The organism is Micromonospora sp. WMMC264 (genome assembly GCF_027497275.1).
GTDB classification, from domain to species: domain Bacteria; phylum Actinomycetota; class Actinomycetes; order Mycobacteriales; family Micromonosporaceae; genus Micromonospora; species Micromonospora chalcea.
In genome coordinates this window covers 4,621,065-4,641,072 of the sequence record NZ_CP114907.1, presented here as the reverse complement: position 1 = coordinate 4,641,072, position 20,008 = coordinate 4,621,065, and the positions used below count along the sequence as shown (strand labels likewise).

Sequence of the window (20,008 nt, the reverse complement as noted above, 5' to 3'; positions counted from 1 at the left end):
GCTCAGCCGGCCACCGGCGGGCGGGGCGCGGGCACCCGTGAACCGATCAGCCCGGCCGCCCGGTGGTGCCGGCGGGCAGCCGGCGGCAGGCCGACCAGGAACTCGGGGAACATGCCGAAGAAGATCCGGGCGCTGCGCAACTCCAGCGTGTGCGCCGGTGACCACCGCACCGAGTTCGTCGCCCGCGCCCAGTGGTGGGTCCACCGCACGTCACCGAGCAGGGCGACCGGGAGACCGCGCTGCCACGCCCGCAGGCCCAGCTCATGGTCCTCGTAGTAGAGGAAGAAACGCTCGTTCCATCCGCCCAGCTCGACGAGGTCACCGGTGCGTCCGGCGACCGCCGCCCCCATCAGCCAGGCGACGTAGCGGACCTCGCCCGGCTCGGCCACCATCCGGTACGACTCGTGCAGGCGGGACAGCGGCCACAGCTTCCGGTTGCCGAGCTTCGCGGTGGCGTACGGGAAGCCACGCCCGTTTGGTTGCGGGGTCCCGTCGGTGGAGAGCAGTTGGGGCGCCACCAGTCCGCCGTGCGCGTCCAGGTGCCGCGCGAGCGCCTCCAGCCCGTCCGGGCGGACCTCCAGGTCCGGGTTCGCGAAGAGGACGTACCTGCCGGCGGCCTCGTGCAGCGCGACGTTGTTGGCCCGGGAGAAGCCCACGTTCTCCGGCAGCCGGACGACCCGCGCGCCCAGCTCCCGGGCCACCGCCGCCGAGTCGTCGGACGACGCGTTGTCCACCACGATCCACTCGTACGGCTTCTCGCCGCGCCAGCAGCGGCGCAGCGTGTCCGCCGAGTTGTAGGTGACAGTCACGACACTCCACGGGTGTCCCGTCATCACGCTCTCCGAACTGTCAGATAGCTGAGCAGGGTCGCGAAGCCGAACCGCTTGCCGGTCCACTGCCGGCGGGCGGCCGGCCCCTGCCGCAGGCCGTGTCCCACGCCACGCAGGAACGGCCGCAGCAGGCCCTGGCGGACCCGCCGGGCGGCGAGCGCGACGTGCGCCAGCGCGAGGACCGGCAGCGCGACGAGCAGCAGCGGCCAGGTGAGCGTGCGCGCCGCGACCAGGAGCCGGTTGCGGGCCAGGAGGAACGCCCGGAATCCCTGCAGCCGGTCGTCGCCGTCGACGCTGTGCCCACCGGCGTGCGGCAGCATCAGATCCAGCGCCCGGGTACGAACCCCCGAGGCGTGGAGCCGCAGGGCGAGGTCGGCGTCCTCACCCCAGGCGAACAGGTGCTCGTAGAACCCGCCGAACCTGCGGTACAGCTCGGTGGGGAAGACCGCCGCGCCGCCGGACGGGCCCAGTGGCGCCCGTGCCGTCGTGGCGGACCGGTCGATGAACAGCGAGACCGGATTCAGGTCGATGCCCACGTACTCGCCGCCGTGCATGGCCAGGCCGACCGCGACCGGGGTGCCGGGGTCCTCCGCGACGGCGGCGCAGATGCGGGCCAGCGCGCCGTCGGGCAGCCAGACGTCCGGATTCAGCAGCAGCACGTGGCCGGTGGTGGTGGCCGCGACGGCCCGGTTGCAGCCGGCCGCGAAGCCCGGGTTGGACGAGTCGGGAAGGTACCGGTACCGGTCCTGGTCGAGGCAACCGGCGATGATCTCCGCGCAGCCGTCCTCGGGCCAGTTGTCGGCGAAGACGAACCGCACCGGCAGCCCTTCGGCGCTGCGTACCCAGGTAGGCAGCGTCTCGGCGAGCATGCCGGCGGACCGGTAGAGCACCGTGACGACAGTCAGTTCCACGGCGGTCACCGCAGCGACCGGTACAGACTCTGCCAGCGCGTCACGCACCGGTCGAAGGCGTACTCCTGGGCGTACCACTCGGCCACACCCCGCCGCTCCTCGGCGGGCCCGGCCTGGGCCAGCGCCCGGCGGACGGCGCCGGCCAGCGCGGCGGGGCTGGGGTCGGCCCGGACGGCGAGCGTGCCGGTGGCGTGCCGGGTGACCTCGGCCAGCCCGCCGGCCCCGGTGTGCACCACCGGTACGCCCAGGGACAGCGCCTCCAACGCGCTGAGCCCGAACGACTCGACCCGCGACGGCACCAGGAGGCAGTCGATCCCGCGGAGGAAGTCCGCCGCGACGACCCGGCCGACGAGTTCCAGGTTCGGCCGGGCCGCGATCGGCAGCGAGCCGGCCCCGGCGACCCGGACGTCCATCTCCGGCAGGTGCGCGGCGGTCTCGGCCAGCAGGTCCGCGCCCTTCTCCCGTTCCAGCCGGCCCAGGTAGCCGACCACTGGACGCCGGCCGGGTGCCGGCGCGTCGGCGGGTTTCGGGGCGGGCCAGTCGGCCGGCAGCGGGTTGGGGATCAGGTGGACGTTCCGGACGCGGCCCCGCTGACGCAGCTCGGTGGCCTCGAACTCGGACACCGCCACCGTCGCGTGCGGCCGGAGGCGGCGCATCGCCAGGTCCAGCGTGATGTTGGACTGGGTGGCGGCCCTCTGCTGCCACGACCCGGCGGTGTCCCGGTACTGCCAGAGGCTGTTGTGCAGGGTGACCACGAGCGGGGTGCGGTCCAGGCTGAGCGCGGCCCGCGCGTGCATCGCGGCGGACAGCAGGTGGGCGCAGACCACGTCCGGCTTCACCTCGCGGACGAGACGGCGGATCTGACGCGCGTAGCCGAGGTCGATCCGGCTGGTCGCGCCCAGCCCGACCCACGGCACCCCGGCCTCGCGCAGCGACCGGCCCACCTCGTCGTCCGAGGTGGCGGCCACCACGTCGACACCGGTACGGGCGTGCGCCGGCACCAGCTCGGCGAGCATCCGTTCCGCGCCGCCCAGCTGCCGCCGCCCGGAGCCACCGGTCGTGCAGACGAAGAGCACCTTCACGACGCACGCAGCCCCGCGACGGCCCCGCGCGCGATCGCGCGGCGCACGGAGTCGCGGCCCACCGCCGCCCGCAGCAGGATGCCGCAGACGTACGCGGTGGCCGCCACGCGACCACGGCGGCCGCCCAGGTCCCGGCTGGCCCGGATGAACTCCCGGGTACGCCGCTCGGAGATCTCCTCCGCCGACCAGCGCCGCTTGGCGGTCGCGTCGTCCTCGTGCATGATCACGGCGTCCGCCACGTACGCCAGCCGTTTGCCCTGCCGGCGTACCGCCCAGCACAGCCGCATGTCCTCGGAGTAGAAGAACGACGTCTCGTCGACTCCGCCGATGGCGTCGAAGGTGCTGCGCCGCAACGCGACGAACGGCCCGGTCAGCCAGTCCGCCTGCTCCGGGGGCGCGACGATCCGCAGGCGCGGCACCACGAGGCTCAGCCCGGTGGCGTGGCCCAGCCCGACCCCCATGGTCAGGAACCGGCCGCCCTCGGTCTGCGGCACGCCCTCCGGCGTCACCACAGCGGGGAAGGCGGCGCCCACCTCCGGGTCCTCGAGAGCTGTCAGCAGCCGGGCCACCGCGTCACCGTGCACGACGATGTCGTTGTTGGAGAGGATGACGTTCGCCCTGCTGGTGTGCCGTACGCCGAGGTTCATGCCGCGGGCGTATCCCAGGTTCGAGCCGGACTGGACGTAGGTGACGCCCTGCTGGGCGCAGAACTCGCTCAGCGCCTCGCGGATCTCCGCCGAGCTGCCGTTGTCCACCACGACGATCTCGGCCTCGGCGGGCAGGGACAGCACGCAGTCGCGGGTGCGGTGGAAGTCCTCCCAGGCGAGAACCACGATCGAGACGTCCATCTCACACCATCCCAGGATTCGGCGGCTGCGCCCGGCGCAGGCTCGCTCTCGAGGCGAACGCGTGTACGGCGTAGGCGAGCGAGGAGGCGATCGCCGCCCCGACCACACCGGCCCACGGGATGACGCCGAGGTATGCCGGAACCGCGACCGCCGACGTGACCACGGCGACCACAGTGGTCGCCCTCTCACCCCGCCGCTTCAGCAGCAGGGCGCTCCAGCTCTTTCCGGCCGCCGTGGCCAGCGAGCCCGGCAGGAGCAGCAGCCCGAGGAGCCAGGCGTGCCGGTACTCCGGCGCCAGGAAGCCCAGCACGCCGAGCCCGACGATCGCGGCCAGGGCGATCGGCAGGGCCGCCGTCACCACCGCCCGCGTCGGGTCCGGGCCGTTCCCACCGTCCCGGTCGGCGAGGATGCGCTGTGCCCGCACCACGGCTCCGGCCTGCGCGAACTCCAGGGCGGCGACCGCCAGCGCGTAGACGCCGAGCGGACCGGCCCCGGCGAACCGGGCCACCAGGACCTGGTTGAACCGCAGCGTCATCATCTGCGCGAAGATGCCCAGGTGCAGGCTCCCGGCCGCGAGCAGGTCGGCCCGGAGGTCCGCGCCGGTCGAGGTGGGCGCCGGGGCCGCGCCGGCCCGCCGCAGCCGGACCAGGACCAGGCCGCACACGGCGAAGGCGCTGAGCCACTGCACCGCGAGCCACACCATGCTCCACACGCCGCCGTCGAGCCGGCCGGCGGCGTAGAGGGCGGCGTACCCGGCGACCAGGACCGCGCCGCTCGCCGCGCGCATCGCGTAGACCAGCCGGAAGCTGCGCTGCCGCAGGGCGAGCGACGAGACCGTGTTGAACACGGTCAGACCCACCGCGGACCCGACGCCGACCAGATAGGCGCCGACGCCCGCCGCCGCGGTGAGCAGCGCGGCGGCGACACCGGAGAGGAGTACGGCGACGCCGAGGATCGCGATCACGTACGTCCGTCCCCGGGACTGCACCCAGCCGGCCGGACGCGAGATGAGGAAGGTGTCGAGCGACAGCCCGCCGACGGCCGCGCCGAGCGTCGCGCTCACCATGTTGGCCGACAGTTCGCCGCGCTCCGCCGCGGGCAGCGCCACCGACATGACCGCCGCCAGGCCGGTCAGTCCCAGCGCGCCGAGATAGAGGCGCTCGGGCGCGACGAGCCGCCGCAGCAGACCGGCCGCCCGGCGCCGGTGCGGCGGTGTCGTGCCGGGGTCCGACGAGGACTGCGCGGCGTCGACCAGCGAACCGCCTGTCACTCGTCGCCCCCGAACGGTGCGGCACAGGTGCGGGTACTGCGGTAGTCGGGCAGGAGCCCGGCCGTACGCGCGTGGGCCAGGCTCGGCGCGGCGGCGTCGCGGGCCGACAGCACCGGCGCCTCGGCCGGCCAGTCGATCGCCAGGTCCGGGTCGAGAGGGTGCACCGTGTGCTCGGCGCCCGGGTTGTATGTGGTGGAGCAGAGATAGCTGAGTGTGGCGTCGTCGGTCAGCGCGCAGAAACCGTGCCCCAGACCCTCGCTGAGATAGACGGCTCGCCGGTCGACGTCGTCCAGCCGCACCGCCTCCCACCGGCCGAACGTCGGCGAGCCCACCCGGATGTCCACCACCAGGTCGACCACGGCCCCGCGTACGCAGGTCACGTACTTGGCCTGGCCGGGCGGGACGTCGGCGAAGTGGATGCCGCGGACCACGCCCCGCGCGGAGACGGACAGGTTGCCCTGGGCCAGCCGCAGCGGACGCCCGACCACCTCGGCGAGCCGGTCGAACCGGTACCACTCCATGAACAACCCGCGGGAGTCGCCGTGCTGCCGGGGCGTGATCTCCCACGCCCCCTCGATGCTCAGCGGCCGGATCTTCATCCTTCGGTCCCGCTCCGCTCGGCCAGCAGGCCCAGCAGGTATTCGCCGTAGCCGCTGCGGGTCAGCGGATGGGCGAGCACGCGCAGCCGCTCGTCGTCGATCAGCCCGGACCGCCAGACCACCTCCTCGACGCAGCCGATCTTCATGCCCTGGCGCTCCTCGATCACCCGGACGAACTCCGCGGCCTGCATCATCGAGGTGAACGTGCCGGTGTCCAGCCACGCCGTGCCCCGGTCGAGGACCGTCACGGTCAGCTCGCCCCACGCCCGGTACGTCTCGTTGACCGCCGTGATCTCCAGCTCGCCGCGCGCGCTCGGCGTCAGCTTGCGGGCGATGTCGACCGCCCGGTTGTCGTAGAAGTAGAGGCCGGGCACCGCGTACCGGGACCGGGGACGGGCCGGCTTCTCCTCGATCGAGAGCACCCGGCCGTCGGCGTCGAACTCGACCACGCCGTACGCCTGCGGGTTCGCCACCGGGTACGCGAAGACCCGGCCGCCCGCCGGTTCGCCGTGCTGGGCGAGCTGCCGGCCGAGCCCGACGCCGTGGAAGATGTTGTCGCCGAGGATCAGCGCCACCGACTCGTCGCCGATGAAGTCCGCGCCGAGCACCAGCGCCTGCGCGATGCCCTCCGGACGGGGCTGTTCGGCGTACGCCAGCCGCAGCCCCCACTGGCTGCCGTCGCCGAGCAGCCGCTCGAACTGGGCGCGGTCCTCCGGAGTGGTCACCACCAGGATCTCCCGCACGCCGGCCATCACCAGAGTGGAGAGCGGGTAGTAGACCATCGGCTTGTCGAACACCGGCATCAGCTGCTTGGAGACGGCCCGGGTGATCGGCCACAACCGGGACCCGGTGCCGCCGGCGAGAAGGATTCCACGCACTCGCGGAGACTACCCGTGACGCCGTCACCACCGTGGCCCGTCGACGTCCCGCCTGCGCTGCGGGTACGGCGTAGACTCCTCCACCCGTGAGGATCCTCGTCACCGGCGGCGCCGGCTTCATCGGGTCGGAGTACGTGCGGATGCTGCTGGGCGTGCCCGGCGGTGACGCGGCCGGGGTGCCCGCGACGGCGCCCACGGCGCTCACCGTGCTGGACAAGCTCACCTACTCCGGCAACCTGGCGAACCTGGCCCCGGTACGCGACGACCCGCGCCTGCGCTTCGTGCACGGCGACATCTGCGACGCGGCGCTCGTCGACGAGGTGGTGCCCGGCCACGACGTGATCGTCCACTTCGCCGCCGAGTCGCACGTGGACCGCTCGATCACCGGCGCGGCGCCGTTCGTCACCACGAACGTGCTCGGCACCCAGACGCTGCTGGACGCCGCGCTGCGTCACGGCGCCGGCCGGTTCGTGCACGTCTCCACCGACGAGGTGTACGGCTCGATCGACTCCGGCTCCTGGACGGAGGACTGGCCGCTGTCACCGAACTCGCCGTACTCCGCCTCGAAGGCCGGGTCCGACCTGCTGGCGCTGGCCTACCACCGCACCCACGGCCTGGACGTGGTGGTGACGCGCTGCTCCAACAACTACGGGCCGTACCAGTACCCGGAGAAGGTCGTCCCGCTGTTCGTGACGAACCTGCTCGACGGCGGCACCGTGCCGCTCTACGGCGACGGCGGCAACGTGCGGGACTGGCTGCACGTGCACGACCACTGCCGGGGCGTGGCGATGGTCCAGGAGAAGGGGCGGGCCGGCGAGGTCTACCACATCGGCGGCGGCACCGAGCTGACCAACAGGCAGCTCACCGAGCGGCTCCTGGCCGCCTGCGACGCCGGCTGGGACCGGGTCGTCCCGGTCACCGACCGCAAGGGCCACGACCGCCGCTACTCGCTGGACATCAGCAAGATCAGCGACGAGCTGGGGTACGCCCCGACCATCGACCTCGACCGGGGCCTGGCCGAGACCGTGCGCTGGTACCGGGACAACCGGGCCTGGTGGGAACCGCTGAAGACGGCCGGCCGCCGGTGACCCGGGTGCTCGTCACCGGCGCGGGCGGCATGCTGGGGCGGGACCTGCTCGCCGTGCTGCGGACCCGGCCGGACCTGTCGGTCACCGCCGCCACCCGCGCCGGCCTCGACGTCACCGACGCCCACGCCGTCCGGGACGCGGTGAGCGGGCACGACGTGGTGCTCAACGCCGCAGCGTGGACCGACGTGGACGGCGCGGAGACCCGCGAGGCGGACGCCACGGCTGTCAACGGCGACGCGGTCGCCCACCTGGCCCACGCCTGCGCCGGGTCCGGCGCGCGCCTGGTGCACGTCTCCACCGACTACGTGTTCGCCGGGGACGCGGTCGAGCCGTACCCGGAGGACGCCCCGACCGACCCGGTCAACGCGTACGGGCGCGGCAAGCTCGCGGGCGAGCTTGCGGTGGCCCGGCTGCTGCCCGAGACCGGGTACGTGGTGCGTACCGCCTGGCTCTACGCCACCCACGGCCGCAACTTCGTCACCACGATGCTGCGGCTGGCCGCCGAACGCGACCGGCTCGACGTGGTGGACGACCAGCGCGGGCAGCCCACCTGGTCGTACCGTCTCGCGGAGCGGCTCGTGGCGCTCGCCGACGCGGCGCTGGCCGGCGACGCGGCGCCCGGGACGTACCACGGCACCGCCGCCGGCGAGACCACCTGGTACGGCCTGGCCCGCGCCGTGTTCGCCCTGCGCGGCCTGGACCCGGACCGGGTCCGGCCCACCACCAGCGACAGTTTCCCGCGCCCGGCGCGGCGTCCCCGCTACAGCGTGCTCGCGCACGGCCGGTGGGCCGCGGCGAAGCTGCCGCCGCCGGGGGACTGGTACGCCGACCTGGCCGAGGCGCTCAGCCTCCACCGCCCCGGAACACCTCGCTGACGGTACGCAGCACGATCTTGATGTCGAGCCAGAGCGACCAGTTCTCGACGTAGTAGTTGTCGAACCGCGCCCGGTCCGAGATCGGCGTGTCCCCGCGCAGGCCGCTGACCTGCGCCAGCCCGGTGAGCCCGACCGGTACGCGGTGCCGCATCGCGTAGGTCGGGTACTCCACCGAGAACTTCTCCACGAAGTACGGCCGCTCCGGGCGGGGCCCCACCACGCTCATCTCACCGCGCAGGATGTTCCACAGTTGCGGCAGCTCGTCCAGCGAGGTGCGCCGCATGAACCGCCCGATCGGCCCGACCCGCTGATCGTGGGCGATGGACCAGGTCGTCTGCGACTCGTGCTCGTCCTCCGGGCGCATCGACCGGAACTTGATGACGTGGAACGGCTTGCCGAACCGGCCGATGCGCTCCTGCCGGAAGAACACGCCCCGGCCGCCGTCGAGGAACGTGGCGAGGGCGCAGAGCAGCAGCAGCGGGCTCAGCACCACCAGCGCGGTCACCGCGAAGACCACGTCCGAGGCCCGCTTGAGCCGCCACCGGGGGCCGGTGAGCGTGGTGTCGCCGATCTTGACGATCGGAATGGCGCCGATGTGGTCGGGGTAGCCGCCCTGCGACCGCGAGCCCCACAGCCGGGGTACCGCCCACAGGTCACACCGCGAGCTGGCCGGACGCAGCAGCGACTCCATCAGCTCCGACTCGGAGCAGTCCGGGTCGGCGATGACCAGGACCTCGCACTCCAGCATGTCGGTGAGCTTCTCCAGGTCGTCGATCGTGCCGATCAGCGGCAACGCCCCCATGCGGGGCCTCGACGGGGCGTCCACCGCGCCGACGAACCGCAGCCCGTACTGCGGGTGGCGGCGCAGCAGCCGGGCCAGCTCCCCGCCGATCGGACCGCCGCCGATGACGATGGTGTTGCGCTCCACCCACCGGCGCTTACGGGCCAGCAGGACGAGCCGGCTGTTCAGCGCGCGCCCGACGATCACCAGGCCGGCGGAGAACGCGACGCCCTGGACGAAGCCGCTCACGTGCGGCACCGAGTCGTGCCGCAGCGCCGCGATGATCGCCACCACCGCGCCGGAGGCCAGCAGCCGCCCGCCGAGGCTCGGCAGCTCGTCCAGGATGCTGATGTGCCGGCGCGGCCGGTACAGTCCGCCCGCCGCGAAGAAGCCCACCGTCAGGGCCGCGTTGGCCAGCGTGCCGCGCCAGTAGTTCTGGGTCAGCAGCAGCGGCGCGAGCAGCGCCGCCACGTCGATGGGCGCGGTCACCATCCACGCGCGCACCCATCGGGTACGCGTCGACGCCCGCGACCCGGCGTAGGGCAGGACCGTTGTCGTGTCCAGGCCGCTGTTCATCGGCGGATCGTTCGACGGCGCGGCCGGATGCTCGAACGCCGGAAGGCGTGGCATTGTCGATCCTCCCCCGTGACGCCGCCGGCCCGGATGCGGAGACCGACGACGATCGCAGGATACGAGCGGCCCCGCCGCGCCGCCACCACCGGCATGGCAGATCGACGTCCTACTTTCCGCTGACGGCGAGAATCTCCGGGACCGAGTCGCGGCGGACCGCGTCGAACAGCGTCTTCGCGCGCGCCGGATCCGGGAACACGACGCTCTCGCTGCCGACCCGGCCGGTCCCCTTCACCGGGCAGGTGAAGAACGTCAGATTGCCGCTGCGCAGGCCACGCATCTCCATCGCGAGGTCCACCAGAGACAGTGATTTGTCGACGGCCACCGAGTTCGACGTGGCGCGGACGAACGAGTTGAGCTTCGCCGGGTTGGTCATCACCCCGCCCGAGGCGGCCTTGTCCAGAATGGCCTTGATGACCTGCTGCTGGTGCCGGATGCGGGCGAAGTCGCCGTCGGGGAAGGCGTGCCGTTCCCGCGCGTAGTCGAGCGCAGCGGCGCCGTCCATGGTCTGGCGGCCCTTCTTGAACGTCCGCGTGCCGATCAGCGAGTAGTTCGTGGTGAACCCCTTCTCCACGTCGATCTCGACACCGCCCAGCGCGTCGATGATCTCCTTGAAGCCGGCGAAGTCCACCATCGCCACGTTGTCCACCCGTACGCCGCTGAACTTCTCCACCGTCTGCACCATCAGCGGCACACCGCCCCAGGCGTACGCGGCATTGATCTTCGCGTCGCGACCGCCGCGACCCTCCTTCGACTTCGGGACGGCCGTCCAGGTGTCCCGCGGGATCGAGATGAGCTGGGCGCTCGACCGGTCCTTCGGCAGGTGGGCCAGGATGATCGTGTCGCTGCGCGAACCGCCGGTGCTCTCCGGGTCGCGGGAGTCGCTGCCCAGGATCATGATGTTCATGGCGCCCTTGACCTCGACCTGCGGGCGCGACTCCTCCGGTACGCCCTCGAAGGCGTCGACCCGTTCGATCGACTTGTCGACGGAGCGGTAGTACAGGCCGCCGGCCAGCGCGCCCCCGCCGGCGAGCAGCACCATCACGAGCAGCACGATCAGGGCGATCCGGCGGCCCCGGCGACGGCGCGGCGCCTTCTCCCGCACCGGCTCGCCCGCCTCCACATCGGAGACCCCGGAGCGGGCGTCGGAATCGGCGAGCTGATGGCGATCTGACATGCTGCGATGCTACTGATTCGCGCTGCGCCGCGGGGGGACCCTCGGACGGCAGGCGGTGGGCCTCGGCACCGGTCGGCGAGCCGCACGACCGGCGTGCCGGGCCTTGCCGTGAGGAGCGTCACGGATCGATGATGGTGAGGCAGCCAGGTCGACCGAGGAGTCGAGATGCAGGTTATCCACCAGCCCCGGGTGGCGTGGGACGCGGCCCGCGTCATCGGCGCGTCGATCCACGACGAGGAACTGTTCCGCTGGCTCTACCGTGTACTCGGCGATCTGCTCGGCCCCGCCACATGGGCGGCCCTCGACGAGACCCGCGACCGGGTCCGTTGGTCCGGCGACGAACGGATCCCGGTCGAGACCGGAGTGTGGCGCGTCCGCCTGGAGGACTCGCTGCGCGGACGCCCCGACCTCGCCGACGAGCTGGCCGGCATCGTCGCCACCGCCCGCGCGGTCCGGCCGTACTAGCCGCCGCGCCGGTTTAGCTTTCGCTTAGCTCGCTTGTCCGGCGGCACGCCGGTCCGGCAGCATCGACCGGCGTGACCGACGGCACCGTACCCCACCCGCCGACCGACGACCACGCGCCCGCCAGCCGTGCGGCCACGCGCCGTCGCCGGCTCGCCGCCGCCGGTCTGGTCACCGTCGCGGCGGCGGTCGCTGTCGCCCTCGCGGTACGCGGCGGCGCCGCCCCCGCCTGCGCGGCCCCGCCTCCACCCGCCGGCGTCCCGGTCCTGGCGGCGGGTCCACTCGGCGCCGCTCCGCCCGTCGGTGGGACGACCCGCAGCGGCAAGGCCACCTTCTACGACTCCGCGGGCGCCGGCGGCAACTGCTCCCGCCCCGCCGCCCCGGCCAACCGGATGTACGTCGCGCTCGGCCCGGGCGAGTACGCGGCCGGCGCCTCCTGCGGCGGGTTCCTCGACGTCACCGGTCCGCGCGGCACGGTCCGGGTGCTCGTCATGGACCAGTGCCCGGAGTGCGCCCCCGGCCACCTCGACCTGTCCGCGGAAGCGTTCGCCCGGATCGCCGACCCGGTGCAGGGCGTGGTGAAGGTCAGCTACCGGGCCGTGGTGAACCCGCCGCTGCCCGGGCCGCTCACCTTCCGCATGAAGGAGGGCTCGTCGCAGTGGTGGTTCGCCGTCCTGGTCGGTGACCACGGCAACCCGCTGCGCTCGGTCGAGGTCCGGCAGAACGGATCGTGGCGGGCGGCCCAGCGGCAGGACTACAACTACTGGCTGATCGATTCCGGCGCCGGCCCCGGCCCGTACACGATCCGGGTCACCGACGTGTACGGCAACCGCGCGACCGCCACCGGCGTCCGGATGCTCCCGGGCCAGGTGCAGCGCAGCGCGGTCCGGATGTACGGCGCGAAGCCCGCCGCCACCACACCGACCCCGAAGAAGTCCCGCCCCGCATCCCCGCCCCCGTCCACCCCGACCCCGACCGCATCCACCCCCACCCCCGCGGCCCCCACGTCAGCCCTCGCCGACCCCGTCGTGCAGGCAGCCGCCACCCCACCCACCCCCACAAGCTGCGCCTAGCCCTCGCCCGCCCCTCGCCCCCGCCCTCGCTGATCTTGCACTTGGGGACCCGTGCGTGTCGTGAATGCCCGATCTGCCGGGGCCATGAGTGCAAGATCAGCGAGGCGGGGCGGGGGGAGGCGGGGCGAGGTGGGGAGGGGGTCAGGTTGGGGTGGGGAGGTCCAGCCACATGAGGATCTCGTCGCGGGCGTCGGTGGCGGACAGGCGCAGCGCGGCGGGGAGGCGGCCGATCTCGCGGTAGCCGAGGCGCTTGTAGAAGCGGTCCAGCCCCAGCCCGTCGCGGACCGTCACGTGCAGCGCCGCCAGGCCCAGCCCCCGGGCGATCCGCTCGGCCTCGCGCATCAGCGCCGCGCCGTGGCCGCGCCCCTGCGTGTCGGGGTGCACCATGACGCGCTTGAGCACCCGCCAGTGCGTCTTGAGGTGGAACCGGTTGTCGGCGATGACCAGCACCGCGACCAGCTTTTCGCCCTCGTGGCCGACGAGCAGCCGGTCCGGCCCGTCCGCGACCTCGTCGAGCGTGGAGGTGGCGAGCGGGCGTACCTCGTCGGCGGTCACGGGGGCGACGAAGCCGACGGCGCCGCCGGCGTTCGTCACGTCCACCCAGAGCGCGATGATCTGTTCGCGCAGCTCGGGGGTCAGGTCGGGGTCGAGGGAGAAACGCAGGTCCACGCCGTAATCCTGCTCGTGGCGGCGCGGTGCGGACCCGCGTTCGTGACCTTCCCGACAGTCGCCGGTGCGCGTGGCACCGGCGACTGGTAGGGCCGGCGGGATTCGAACCCGCACTGGTGCGGACCTAAACCGCATGCCTCTGCCGTTGGGCTACGGCCCCTTCATCGTGACCACCGCCCGCGGACCGGTGTCACAGCCTCCGGATCGTAGACCACATTCGGGGTCACCACTGCGGCGCGGCCGTCACGAGCCGGACCGCGCGCCGACCTCAGTCGAGCCCGAGATCCCGGCGCAGCTTGGCGACGTGGCCGGTGGCCCGCACGTTGTAGAACGCCTGCTCGATCTTGCCGTCCTCGTCCACGACGAACGTCGAGCGGATCACGCCGGTGACCGTGCGGCCGTACATCTGCTTCTCGCCGAACGCGCCGTACGCGGTCAGCACCGCCTTGTCCGCGTCGGAGACCAGCGGGAACGTGATCGCGTCCCGCTCGCGGAACTTCGCCAGCTTGGCCGGCTTGTCCGGCGAGATGCCCACCACCTCGTAGCCGGCGGCCTGCAGGGAGGCGAGGGAGTCCCGGAAGTCACATGCCTGCTTGGTGCAGCCGGGCGTCATGGCGGCCGGGTACGCGTACAGGATGACCTTGCGGCCGCGCAGGTCGGCCAGGGAGAGTGTCCCGCCGTCGTCGGTGGGAAGGGTGAATTCGGGGGCGGGGTCGCCGGGCTTGAGGCGGTCGGTCATGGCGGTGACGATACCGCCGGGCCGGTGCGCTCGGCGGACGGCGACGCGCGGACGCGGTGACGGCCATCATGAGGTTGTTGCCAGATATTGGCAACAGTGCCTTCCTGGAAATACGCTGAGCGCGTGGACACCCTGGCGATGCACATCTCCAACGGGATCATCAACGGTCCGGTCGCCGCGATCTTCGCGGCTCTCGCCCTCGCCGCGCTCGCGTTCTGCGTGATGCGGGGCCGAGCCGACCTCGACGACCGGCTGGCCCCGATGGCCGGGCTGGTGGCGGCGTTCATCTTCGCCGTGCAGATGCTCAACTTCCCGATCTTCACCGCCGGGGTCAGCGGCCACCTGCTCGGGGGCGCGCTCGCGGCGATGCTCGTCGGCCCCTGGGTCGGCGCGCTCTGCGTGGCCGTGGTGCTCATCGTGCAGGCGCTGGTCTTCGGTGACGGCGGTGTGGCGATGCTCGGCCTCAACATCACCAACATGGCGCTGCTCGGCACCGCCGCCGCGTACCTGCTGATCGCGCTCCTGCTGCGTGTGCTGCCGCGTACCCCGGCCGGCCTGGCGGTGACCGCGTTCGTCTCCGCGCTGGTCAGCGTGGTGGTCGCGTCCCAGGGCTTCGTCCTGCAGTACTGGCTGGGCGGCACCACCGACCTCGGCGGCAACCTCACCGGCCTGGCCGGCACCATGGCCTTCGCCCACCTGCTGATCGGCATCGGCGAGGGCCTGATCACCGCGACCACCGTGGTCACCGTCGCGAAGGTCCGGCCCGACCTGGTGTACGCGCTGCGCGCCCTCAAGCCGGTCACGCCGGCTCCCGCCGTCCCGGTCGCCGGAGGTGCCCGATGAGCAAGCGTCAGTGGCCGTTCCTTCTCGGCGGCCTGCTGGTGGCGCTGCTGCTGGCGGGCGTGGTCAGCAACTACGCCTCCTCGCACCCGGACGGGCTCGACTCTTCGCTGCTCAAGGGCTGCACGGTGAACGCCGACGACGAGATCACCGGCGGCAGCTGTCCGGCCCAGGAGGCGAAGGACCACGAGCTGGCGGACAGCCCGCTGGCCGACTACGGCGTACGCGGAATCGGCAACGACTTCGTCTCCACCGGCCTGTCCGGCGTGCTCGGCGTGCTGCTCACCTTCGCGTTCGGCGCCGGCCTGTTCTGGCTGGCCCGCCGCCGCGGCCCCGCCACGCCCGCCACGTCCGCCGGCCCCGCCGCGCCCGCCGCGTCCGCCCCGGACACCGCGAGCGCCGACCCGGCGGACGACGCAGCGACCCCGTCCACCGGCAGCCGCTGACCATGGGCGCCGGGCACGCCCACGTGCTCTACCGCGAGTCCGGCTCGCCGGTGCACCGCCTCCCGCCGGAGGTGAAGATCGCCGCGATGGTGCTGTTCACCGTCGCGGTGGTGGCCACGCCCCGGGAGGCGTACTGGGCCTTCGGCGGGTACGCGCTCCTGGTCGCCGTGGTGGCCGCGCTGGCCCGGGTCGGCCCGCGCTGGCTGCTCAGCCGGGCGCTGATCGAGCTGCCGTTCGTGCTGTTCGCGTTCGCGCTGCCGTTCCTCGGGGCGGGGGAGCGGGTCGAGGTGGCGGGGCTCGCCCTGTCCGTGGACGGGCTGCACGGCGCGTTCAACATCCTCGCCAAGGGCACGCTCGGCGTACTCGCGTCGCTTCTGCTGGCGGCGACCACGACGACGCGGGACCTGCTGCTCGGCCTGGACCGGCTGCGGTGCCCGCAGATCCTCACCCAGATCGCCACGTTCATGCTGCGCTACCTGGAGGTGCTGGTCGGCGAGGCCCGCCGGATGCGGGTGGCGCGGGTGTCGCGCGGCGACGACCCGCGGTTCCTGTGGCAGTTGCGCGGCTTCGCGGCCGGGGTCGGCGCGCTGTTCCTGCGCGCGTTCGAGCGCGGCGAGCGGGTCTACCTGGCGATGCTCTCGCGGGGCTACACCGGCCGGATGCCGGCGGTGTGGCAGGGGGCCGGCGCGGCCACCGCCGGCCAGTGGGCGGTCGCCGCGACGGTGCCGGCGATCGCGGCCACCATCGCCGCCGTCGCGCTCGTCCTGCAATGATCGGGTACGTGCAGCAGCCGCCCTCCCTCGACGTCAACGGCGTCCGGTACGCGTACCCGGACGGTCACGTCGCCCTGCACGGCGTGGACCTGACCGTGCCGCGCGGCGATCGGGTGGCGCTGCTCGGGCCCAACGGCGCCGGCAAGACCACGCTCGTGCTGCACCTCAACGGCATCCTCACCCCGACCGAGGGCACGGTGAGCGTCGGCGGCCTCACCGTCACCCGGGACCGGGACACGCTGGCCGAGGTACGCCGCCGCGTCGGCATCGTCTTCCAGGACCCGGACGACCAGCTGTTCCTGCCCACGGTCGCCGAGGACGTGGCGTTCGGCCCGGCCAACCTGGGCCTGCGCGGCGCCGAGCTGGCCGCCCGGGTCGACGAGGCGCTCGCGGCGGTCGGGATGAGCGAGCACCGGGACCGCGCCCCGCACCACCTGTCGTTCGGGCAGCGACGCCGGGTGGCGGTGGCCACTGTGCTCGCCATGCGCCCGGAGATCCTGGTGCTGGACGAGCCGTCGTCGAACCTCGACCCGGCCGCCCGCCGGGAGCTGGCGGAGATCCTGCGTGCCCTGCCGGTGACGCTGCTCATGGTCACGCACGACCTGCCGTACGCGGCCGAGCTGTGCCCCCGCTCGGTGATCCTGGACGGCGGCCGGATCGTCGCCGACGCCCCGACCGCGGACCTCCTGTCCGACGAGGCGCTGCTGACGGCCCACCGCCTGGAACTCCCCTACGGCTTCGCCCCCCGCCCGTCCTGACCCCGCCCTAGCCCCTCCCTCCCTCCCTCCCTCCCTCCCACCCCCCTCCGCCGCGATCTTGCACTTTCCGCCCCGGGCATTCCGGGCAAAAGCCGCACGCCCGGGGCGGCAACTGCAAGATCGCGCCGCCCGGGGGCGAGTGCGGCGGGAGTGGAACGTGATGGGTGTGTCGAGGGCGGTTTGACACCCGTGGTGTTCCACTCGGGCTGCCTGGCGCTCGCAGATGGTCAGGGCGTGGGGGTTGGGTGGGGGGTGGGGCGGGCTGCTCTTGCTGCGGTGCGCAGGCGCAACAGGCCCGCCGCGACCGCGCCGGCTCCCGTCGCCAGGCCGACCACCACCAGCACCCGCACCAGGACCGGCGGGCCGGCGGCCGGGGGGATCGCGCGGGACAGCGCGGCGAGGTTCGTCACCCCGGCGAACACCGTCAGGCACGCGCCGGCCAGCGCCAGCACGAAGTCGGCGGCCGGGCGGCGGGCCAGCGCGTACCCGCCCGCGGCGAGCGCGCCGAGGCCGGTGAGCAGCGTCCACACCTGCCCGGTGAACAGTTCGGCGAGCATTCCGCCGAGGCCCGGGGTGCCGGTGTCGAACGCCCGGGCGACGGTGAGCGCCACTGTCGCCGCGCCACCCAGGGCGAGCAGCGCGCCCACGCCGCGCAGCGCCCGTACCCCGGCGGTCGTGCCGCCCGGCGCCAGCCCGGCCGCGCCGATCACCAGGAAGCCGAGCGTGGCGGCCACCCACCAGGGGTACGGGTCGGGCGGCGGCACCCAGTCCAGCGTGCCGCGTACGGCTCCGGTGGTGTCACCGGCGCGCAGCGGCACCGACCAGTCGCGTACCCGGTGCTCCCGGTCCGGGTCGGTGGCGACGGCGGCCGGCGGCGCCTCCTCCCGCCACAGCGTGCGCTGGTCGTGCCAGCGGGCGGTGGGCCCGTCGTCGATCCGCCGCCAGTCCGGCGCGGCGGCCGGGTTCGCCTCGGCGGGCAGCCGGGTCTCGCCGGCCAGCGTCCGGTTCAGGTACGTGGCGGGGGAGTGGACGTTCTCGTACACGCCGCCCGGGCCGACGCGCAGGTACGGCTCACCGGAGTAGCCCATCACCGTGACGTCGGCGCCGGTGTCGTTCGTCAGCTCCAGCCGCGCGCCGGCCTCCACCATGCGGGCGGTGAGCCCCGGACGGTCGGGCTCGACGCCGGTGATCGTGGCGCGGTAGTCGGTGCCGTCGGGCGCGTCCGCGCCGTGCGCGGCGGCCGGCGCGGCGAACGTGAGCAGGGCGACGGCCGCGCCGGTGAACACCAGCGCGGCCCGGCGCAGGGGTGCGGGGATCACTTCCCGGCCGCCTCCACCGCTGCCCTGATTCCCTCGGGGCTGCGGTCCCGCAGCTCACTTCCGTTGATCTTGATGGTCGGGGTCCCGGTCACGCCGGCCTTGCTCGCCTCGTCGGTGACGTGCTCGGTCCACGACCGGTACGTGCCGTCGGAGACGCAGGACGCGAACTCGTCCCGGTTCAGCCCGACGCCCGCGCCGATGTCGACCAGCTCGTCGTTGCTGAGCCCGGCGCCGCCCTCCGGCGGCTGCTTGGCGAAGAGCTGGTCGGTGAACTCGCGGAACTTGCCGCCCTGCGCGGCGCAGCCGGAGGCGGCCGAGGAGCGGGTGGAGTACTCGGTGGTGGAGAAGCGGTTGAGGAAGGCGACCGGGTGGAACACCAGCTTGGCCTTGCCCTCGGTGACGAGCTGGTTGAGCGTCTCGCCGTTGATCTGCTGGAACTGCTTGCAGGCCGGGCAGAGGTAGTCCTCGTACAGGTCGATGGTGACCGGCCCGGTGCCCTGGACGATGCCGGTGCCGGCGTCGTTCGCGCCGGGCGGCGCGGTGAAGTCGTCCGACTTCTGGCTGGAGTAGACGGCCCAGCCGATGCCACCGGCGATGACCAGCACCAGCACGGCGGCGATCGACGTCCAGAGCGTGCGCTTGCGACGCTTCTCCCGGGCGATCTGCTCGCGTACCACCCGCGCCGCGTCCCTGCGGCCCTTGCGGCTACTCATCGGTGTCCTCCACGGTGTCGTCGCCGGCCAGCCAGCCGTCCACCGAGAACGGCGTGCGGGGCCAGATCAGCAGGAACCCGGCGAGCGCCAGGAACCCCAGGTCCCGGAGGATCTCCGGGAGGTAACTGGGTGTCTCGCCGGCGGCGAGCTGGCCGCCGCTGCCGAAGCACCCGCAGTCGATGGCCAGGCCGCGCGCCCAGGCCGAGGCGATGCCGGCGATGAAGACCACGAGCAGCACCGCCGAGATCCCGGCGCTGACCCGGGTGGCCAGCCCGGCGAGAAGCAGCAGACCCAGGGCCAGCTCGACGAAGGGCAGCGCCGCGCCGATCACGGTGGCCAGCTCGTACGGCATCACCTGGTAGGCGTTGACGGCCCGGCCGGAGGCGGCGAGATCGCCGACCTTGGTGCCGCCGGCGATCAGCCAGACGGCGGCCAGTCCGAGGCGGGCGGCGACGCCGAGCCAGGGGCGCAGGGTCTGCCAGCGGCCGGCCGGGGAGGGGGAGGGGGTCACAGTCATTCGTCGTCCGAGCGTCACGAAAGGTTCCCGCTATCCGGTCATCGTGTCGCCGACGGCGCCGACCAGTTCGTCCCGGGCGCGGGCCACCCGGGAGCGGATGGTGCCCACCGGCACCCCCTCCACGTCGGCGGCCTCGGCGTAGGACAGGCCGAGCAACTGGGTGAGCACGAACGCGGAGCGCCGCTCGGCCGGTAGCCGGCGGACCAGGTCGGTGGCGCCGAGCTGACCGGCCGGGTCCGGGTAGGGGCGGTCGGTGGCGGCCTGGGCGGCGAGTCGCGCGTCGAGCCGCCGGCGGCGTACCACCGTGCGCAGGTGGTCGGCGCAGGCCCGGCGGGCGATGCCGAGCAGCCAGGTACGCACGCTGGAGCGCCCCTCGAAGCCGGGCAGCGCCCGGAACGCCCGCAGGTACGTCTCCTGGGTCAGGTCGTCCGCGCTGTCCGGGTCGACGAGCGCGGCGGCGAAGCGCCACACCTCGGCCTGGGTGGCCCGGACGAGGGCGGCCTGCGCGTCGCGGTCCCCGTCGCGGGCGGCGAGCGCCCAGCCGGTGGCCGTGTCCCGGACAGCCTCGGCGGCCGCCTCGGGGCGGTCGTCGGCGGTGTCACGCGAGCCGGGGATCACGTCACCCGAGGTTACGCGGCGTACCTGGAGGGGACAGGGTCCTTCGGCCCATTCCGTGGTCCCGCACACGCCGGGAACTTTTTCCCGCCGCCGTCCGACTACCCTCCCATGA

23 protein-coding genes and 1 tRNA gene are annotated in these 20,008 nt (G+C 73.5%); 8 read left to right on the top strand and 16 right to left on the bottom strand.

Annotated elements, in window-relative coordinates; translation table 11 throughout:
• Positions 1–2 precede the first annotated feature (2 nt).
• From O7542_RS20145 to rfbA, 7 genes are read right to left on the bottom strand one after another with little or no spacing between them, the layout of a single operon-like run.
• The gene (locus O7542_RS20145; RefSeq protein ID WP_281605053.1) at positions 3–809 is read right to left on the bottom strand and encodes a glycosyltransferase family 2 protein; all 807 of its coding nucleotides are present in this window, start codon (positions 807–809) and stop codon (positions 3–5) included.
• A gap of 23 nt (positions 810–832) precedes the next feature.
• Complete coding sequence (locus O7542_RS20140; protein ID WP_233514569.1) at positions 833–1,741, bottom strand: glycosyltransferase; 909 nt, start codon at positions 1,739–1,741, stop codon at positions 833–835.
• A 5-nt stretch (positions 1,742–1,746) separates the two neighbouring features.
• A complete protein-coding gene (locus O7542_RS20135) occupies positions 1,747–2,823 on the bottom strand; it encodes a glycosyltransferase family 4 protein (protein ID WP_113971888.1) in 1,077 nt (358 codons plus the stop codon).
• Positions 2,820–3,671 (bottom strand): glycosyltransferase family 2 protein, encoded by an 852-nt coding sequence (locus O7542_RS20130; protein ID WP_187693929.1) that lies wholly within the window; start codon positions 3,669–3,671, stop codon positions 2,820–2,822. Before O7542_RS20130 ends, O7542_RS20135 begins: the two co-directional genes overlap by 4 nt.
• Before the next feature lies 1 nt (position 3,672).
• Positions 3,673–4,941: a hypothetical protein gene (locus O7542_RS20125; protein ID WP_281605052.1), complete on the bottom strand. Its 1,269-nt coding sequence runs from the start codon at positions 4,939–4,941 to the stop codon at positions 3,673–3,675.
• The gene (gene rfbC / locus O7542_RS20120; RefSeq protein WP_064446934.1) at positions 4,938–5,540 is read right to left on the bottom strand and encodes a dTDP-4-dehydrorhamnose 3,5-epimerase; all 603 of its coding nucleotides are present in this window, start codon (positions 5,538–5,540) and stop codon (positions 4,938–4,940) included. The genes O7542_RS20125 and rfbC overlap by 4 nt, the downstream gene beginning before the upstream one ends.
• Positions 5,537–6,418 (bottom strand): glucose-1-phosphate thymidylyltransferase RfbA, encoded by an 882-nt coding sequence (gene rfbA, locus O7542_RS20115; RefSeq protein ID WP_043326169.1) that lies wholly within the window; start codon positions 6,416–6,418, stop codon positions 5,537–5,539. The genes rfbC and rfbA overlap by 4 nt, the downstream gene beginning before the upstream one ends.
• 86 nt (positions 6,419–6,504) lie before the next feature.
• Between rfbA and rfbB the strand changes: the two genes are divergently transcribed.
• Together rfbB and rfbD are read left to right on the top strand one after the other, a co-directional pair.
• A complete protein-coding gene (gene rfbB / locus O7542_RS20110) occupies positions 6,505–7,506 on the top strand; it encodes a dTDP-glucose 4,6-dehydratase (RefSeq protein WP_281605051.1) in 1,002 nt (333 codons plus the stop codon).
• Positions 7,503–8,381, top strand: a complete 879-nt coding sequence (rfbD, locus tag O7542_RS20105; protein ID WP_281606488.1) for a dTDP-4-dehydrorhamnose reductase — start codon at positions 7,503–7,505, stop codon at positions 8,379–8,381. The genes rfbB and rfbD overlap by 4 nt, the downstream gene beginning before the upstream one ends.
• On the opposite strand, the gene O7542_RS20100 is transcribed toward rfbD, so the two are convergent.
• Positions 8,350–9,792, bottom strand: coding sequence for a sugar transferase (locus O7542_RS20100; protein ID WP_043326163.1), 1,443 nt, complete (start codon positions 9,790–9,792; stop codon positions 8,350–8,352). The genes rfbD and O7542_RS20100 overlap by 32 nt on opposite strands.
• A gap of 109 nt (positions 9,793–9,901) precedes the next feature.
• The gene (locus O7542_RS20095) at positions 9,902–10,969 is read right to left on the bottom strand and encodes an LCP family protein (protein WP_043326162.1); all 1,068 of its coding nucleotides are present in this window, start codon (positions 10,967–10,969) and stop codon (positions 9,902–9,904) included.
• Positions 10,970–11,134: 165 nt separating this feature from the next.
• On the opposite strand from O7542_RS20095, the gene O7542_RS20090 reads away from it, so the two are divergent.
• Positions 11,135–11,434: a hypothetical protein gene (locus O7542_RS20090; protein WP_043326160.1), complete on the top strand. Its 300-nt coding sequence runs from the start codon at positions 11,135–11,137 to the stop codon at positions 11,432–11,434.
• A 71-nt stretch (positions 11,435–11,505) separates the two neighbouring features.
• On the top strand, positions 11,506–12,504 hold the full coding sequence (locus O7542_RS20085; protein ID WP_281605050.1) for an expansin EXLX1 family cellulose-binding protein: 999 nt from the start codon (positions 11,506–11,508) through the stop codon (positions 12,502–12,504).
• Positions 12,505–12,645: 141 nt separating this feature from the next.
• Here the strand turns inward: O7542_RS20085 and O7542_RS20080 are convergent, their stop codons facing one another.
• From O7542_RS20080 to bcp, 3 genes are all read right to left on the bottom strand, one after another.
• Positions 12,646–13,173, bottom strand: a complete 528-nt coding sequence (locus tag O7542_RS20080; RefSeq protein ID WP_064446937.1) for a GNAT family N-acetyltransferase — start codon at positions 13,171–13,173, stop codon at positions 12,646–12,648.
• A gap of 84 nt (positions 13,174–13,257) precedes the next feature.
• Positions 13,258–13,333 (bottom strand) — tRNA-Leu (locus O7542_RS20075).
• A 108-nt stretch (positions 13,334–13,441) separates the two neighbouring features.
• The gene (gene bcp, locus O7542_RS20070) at positions 13,442–13,912 is read right to left on the bottom strand and encodes a thioredoxin-dependent thiol peroxidase (RefSeq protein ID WP_043326156.1); all 471 of its coding nucleotides are present in this window, start codon (positions 13,910–13,912) and stop codon (positions 13,442–13,444) included.
• 123 nt (positions 13,913–14,035) lie between these two features.
• On the opposite strand from bcp, the gene O7542_RS20065 reads away from it, so the two are divergent.
• From O7542_RS20065 to O7542_RS20050, 4 genes are read left to right on the top strand one after another with little or no spacing between them, the layout of a single operon-like run.
• The gene (locus O7542_RS20065; protein ID WP_043326154.1) at positions 14,036–14,755 is read left to right on the top strand and encodes an energy-coupling factor ABC transporter permease; all 720 of its coding nucleotides are present in this window, start codon (positions 14,036–14,038) and stop codon (positions 14,753–14,755) included.
• Positions 14,752–15,198: a PDGLE domain-containing protein gene (locus O7542_RS20060; protein ID WP_281605049.1), complete on the top strand. Its 447-nt coding sequence runs from the start codon at positions 14,752–14,754 to the stop codon at positions 15,196–15,198. Before O7542_RS20065 ends, O7542_RS20060 begins: the two co-directional genes overlap by 4 nt.
• Before the next feature lie 2 nt (positions 15,199–15,200).
• Positions 15,201–15,971 carry a cobalt ECF transporter T component CbiQ gene (gene cbiQ, locus O7542_RS20055; protein WP_043326150.1) on the top strand — a complete coding sequence of 257 codons (771 nt, stop codon included), beginning with the start codon at positions 15,201–15,203 and terminating at the stop codon, positions 15,969–15,971.
• Positions 15,968–16,729, top strand: a complete 762-nt coding sequence (locus O7542_RS20050) for an ABC transporter ATP-binding protein (RefSeq protein WP_281605048.1) — start codon at positions 15,968–15,970, stop codon at positions 16,727–16,729. Before cbiQ ends, O7542_RS20050 begins: the two co-directional genes overlap by 4 nt.
• Before the next feature lie 227 nt (positions 16,730–16,956).
• On the opposite strand, the gene O7542_RS20045 is transcribed toward O7542_RS20050, so the two are convergent.
• Genes O7542_RS20045 through O7542_RS20030 form a run of 4 tightly spaced genes read right to left on the bottom strand, consistent with a single transcriptional unit; the run spans position 16,957 to position 19,896 of the window.
• A complete protein-coding gene (locus O7542_RS20045; RefSeq protein ID WP_281605047.1) occupies positions 16,957–18,048 on the bottom strand; it encodes a hypothetical protein in 1,092 nt (363 codons plus the stop codon).
• A complete protein-coding gene (locus O7542_RS20040; protein WP_281605046.1) occupies positions 18,045–18,761 on the bottom strand; it encodes a thioredoxin domain-containing protein in 717 nt (238 codons plus the stop codon). Before O7542_RS20040 ends, O7542_RS20045 begins: the two co-directional genes overlap by 4 nt.
• Entirely contained in the window at positions 18,754–19,278 is a 525-nt protein-coding gene (locus O7542_RS20035) for a MauE/DoxX family redox-associated membrane protein (RefSeq protein ID WP_043326143.1), read from the bottom strand. Before O7542_RS20035 ends, O7542_RS20040 begins: the two co-directional genes overlap by 8 nt.
• A 30-nt stretch (positions 19,279–19,308) precedes the next feature.
• Entirely contained in the window at positions 19,309–19,896 is a 588-nt protein-coding gene (locus tag O7542_RS20030; protein WP_064446940.1) for a sigma-70 family RNA polymerase sigma factor, read from the bottom strand.
• Positions 19,897–20,008: the final 112 nt, after the last annotated feature.

Coding starts and splice junctions, on each gene's coding strand:
- O7542_RS20130 (WP_187693929.1), bottom strand. CDS start 3,671: ATGGACGTCTCGATCGTGGTTCTCGCCTGGGAGGACTTCCACCGCACC.
- rfbC (WP_064446934.1), bottom strand. CDS start 5,540: ATGAAGATCCGGCCGCTGAGCATCGAGGGGGCGTGGGAGATCACGCCC.
- O7542_RS20100 (WP_043326163.1), bottom strand. CDS start 9,792: ATGCCACGCCTTCCGGCGTTCGAGCATCCGGCCGCGCCGTCGAACGAT.
- O7542_RS20095 (WP_043326162.1), bottom strand. CDS start 10,969: ATGTCAGATCGCCATCAGCTCGCCGATTCCGACGCCCGCTCCGGGGTC.
- O7542_RS20090 (WP_043326160.1), top strand. CDS start 11,135: ATGCAGGTTATCCACCAGCCCCGGGTGGCGTGGGACGCGGCCCGCGTC.
- bcp (WP_043326156.1), bottom strand. CDS start 13,912: ATGACCGACCGCCTCAAGCCCGGCGACCCCGCCCCCGAATTCACCCTT.
- O7542_RS20060 (WP_281605049.1), top strand. CDS start 14,752: ATGAGCAAGCGTCAGTGGCCGTTCCTTCTCGGCGGCCTGCTGGTGGCG.
- cbiQ (WP_043326150.1), top strand. CDS start 15,201: ATGGGCGCCGGGCACGCCCACGTGCTCTACCGCGAGTCCGGCTCGCCG.
- O7542_RS20050 (WP_281605048.1), top strand. CDS start 15,968: ATGATCGGGTACGTGCAGCAGCCGCCCTCCCTCGACGTCAACGGCGTC.
- O7542_RS20040 (WP_281605046.1), bottom strand. CDS start 18,761: ATGAGTAGCCGCAAGGGCCGCAGGGACGCGGCGCGGGTGGTACGCGAG.
- O7542_RS20035 (WP_043326143.1), bottom strand. CDS start 19,278: ATGACTGTGACCCCCTCCCCCTCCCCGGCCGGCCGCTGGCAGACCCTG.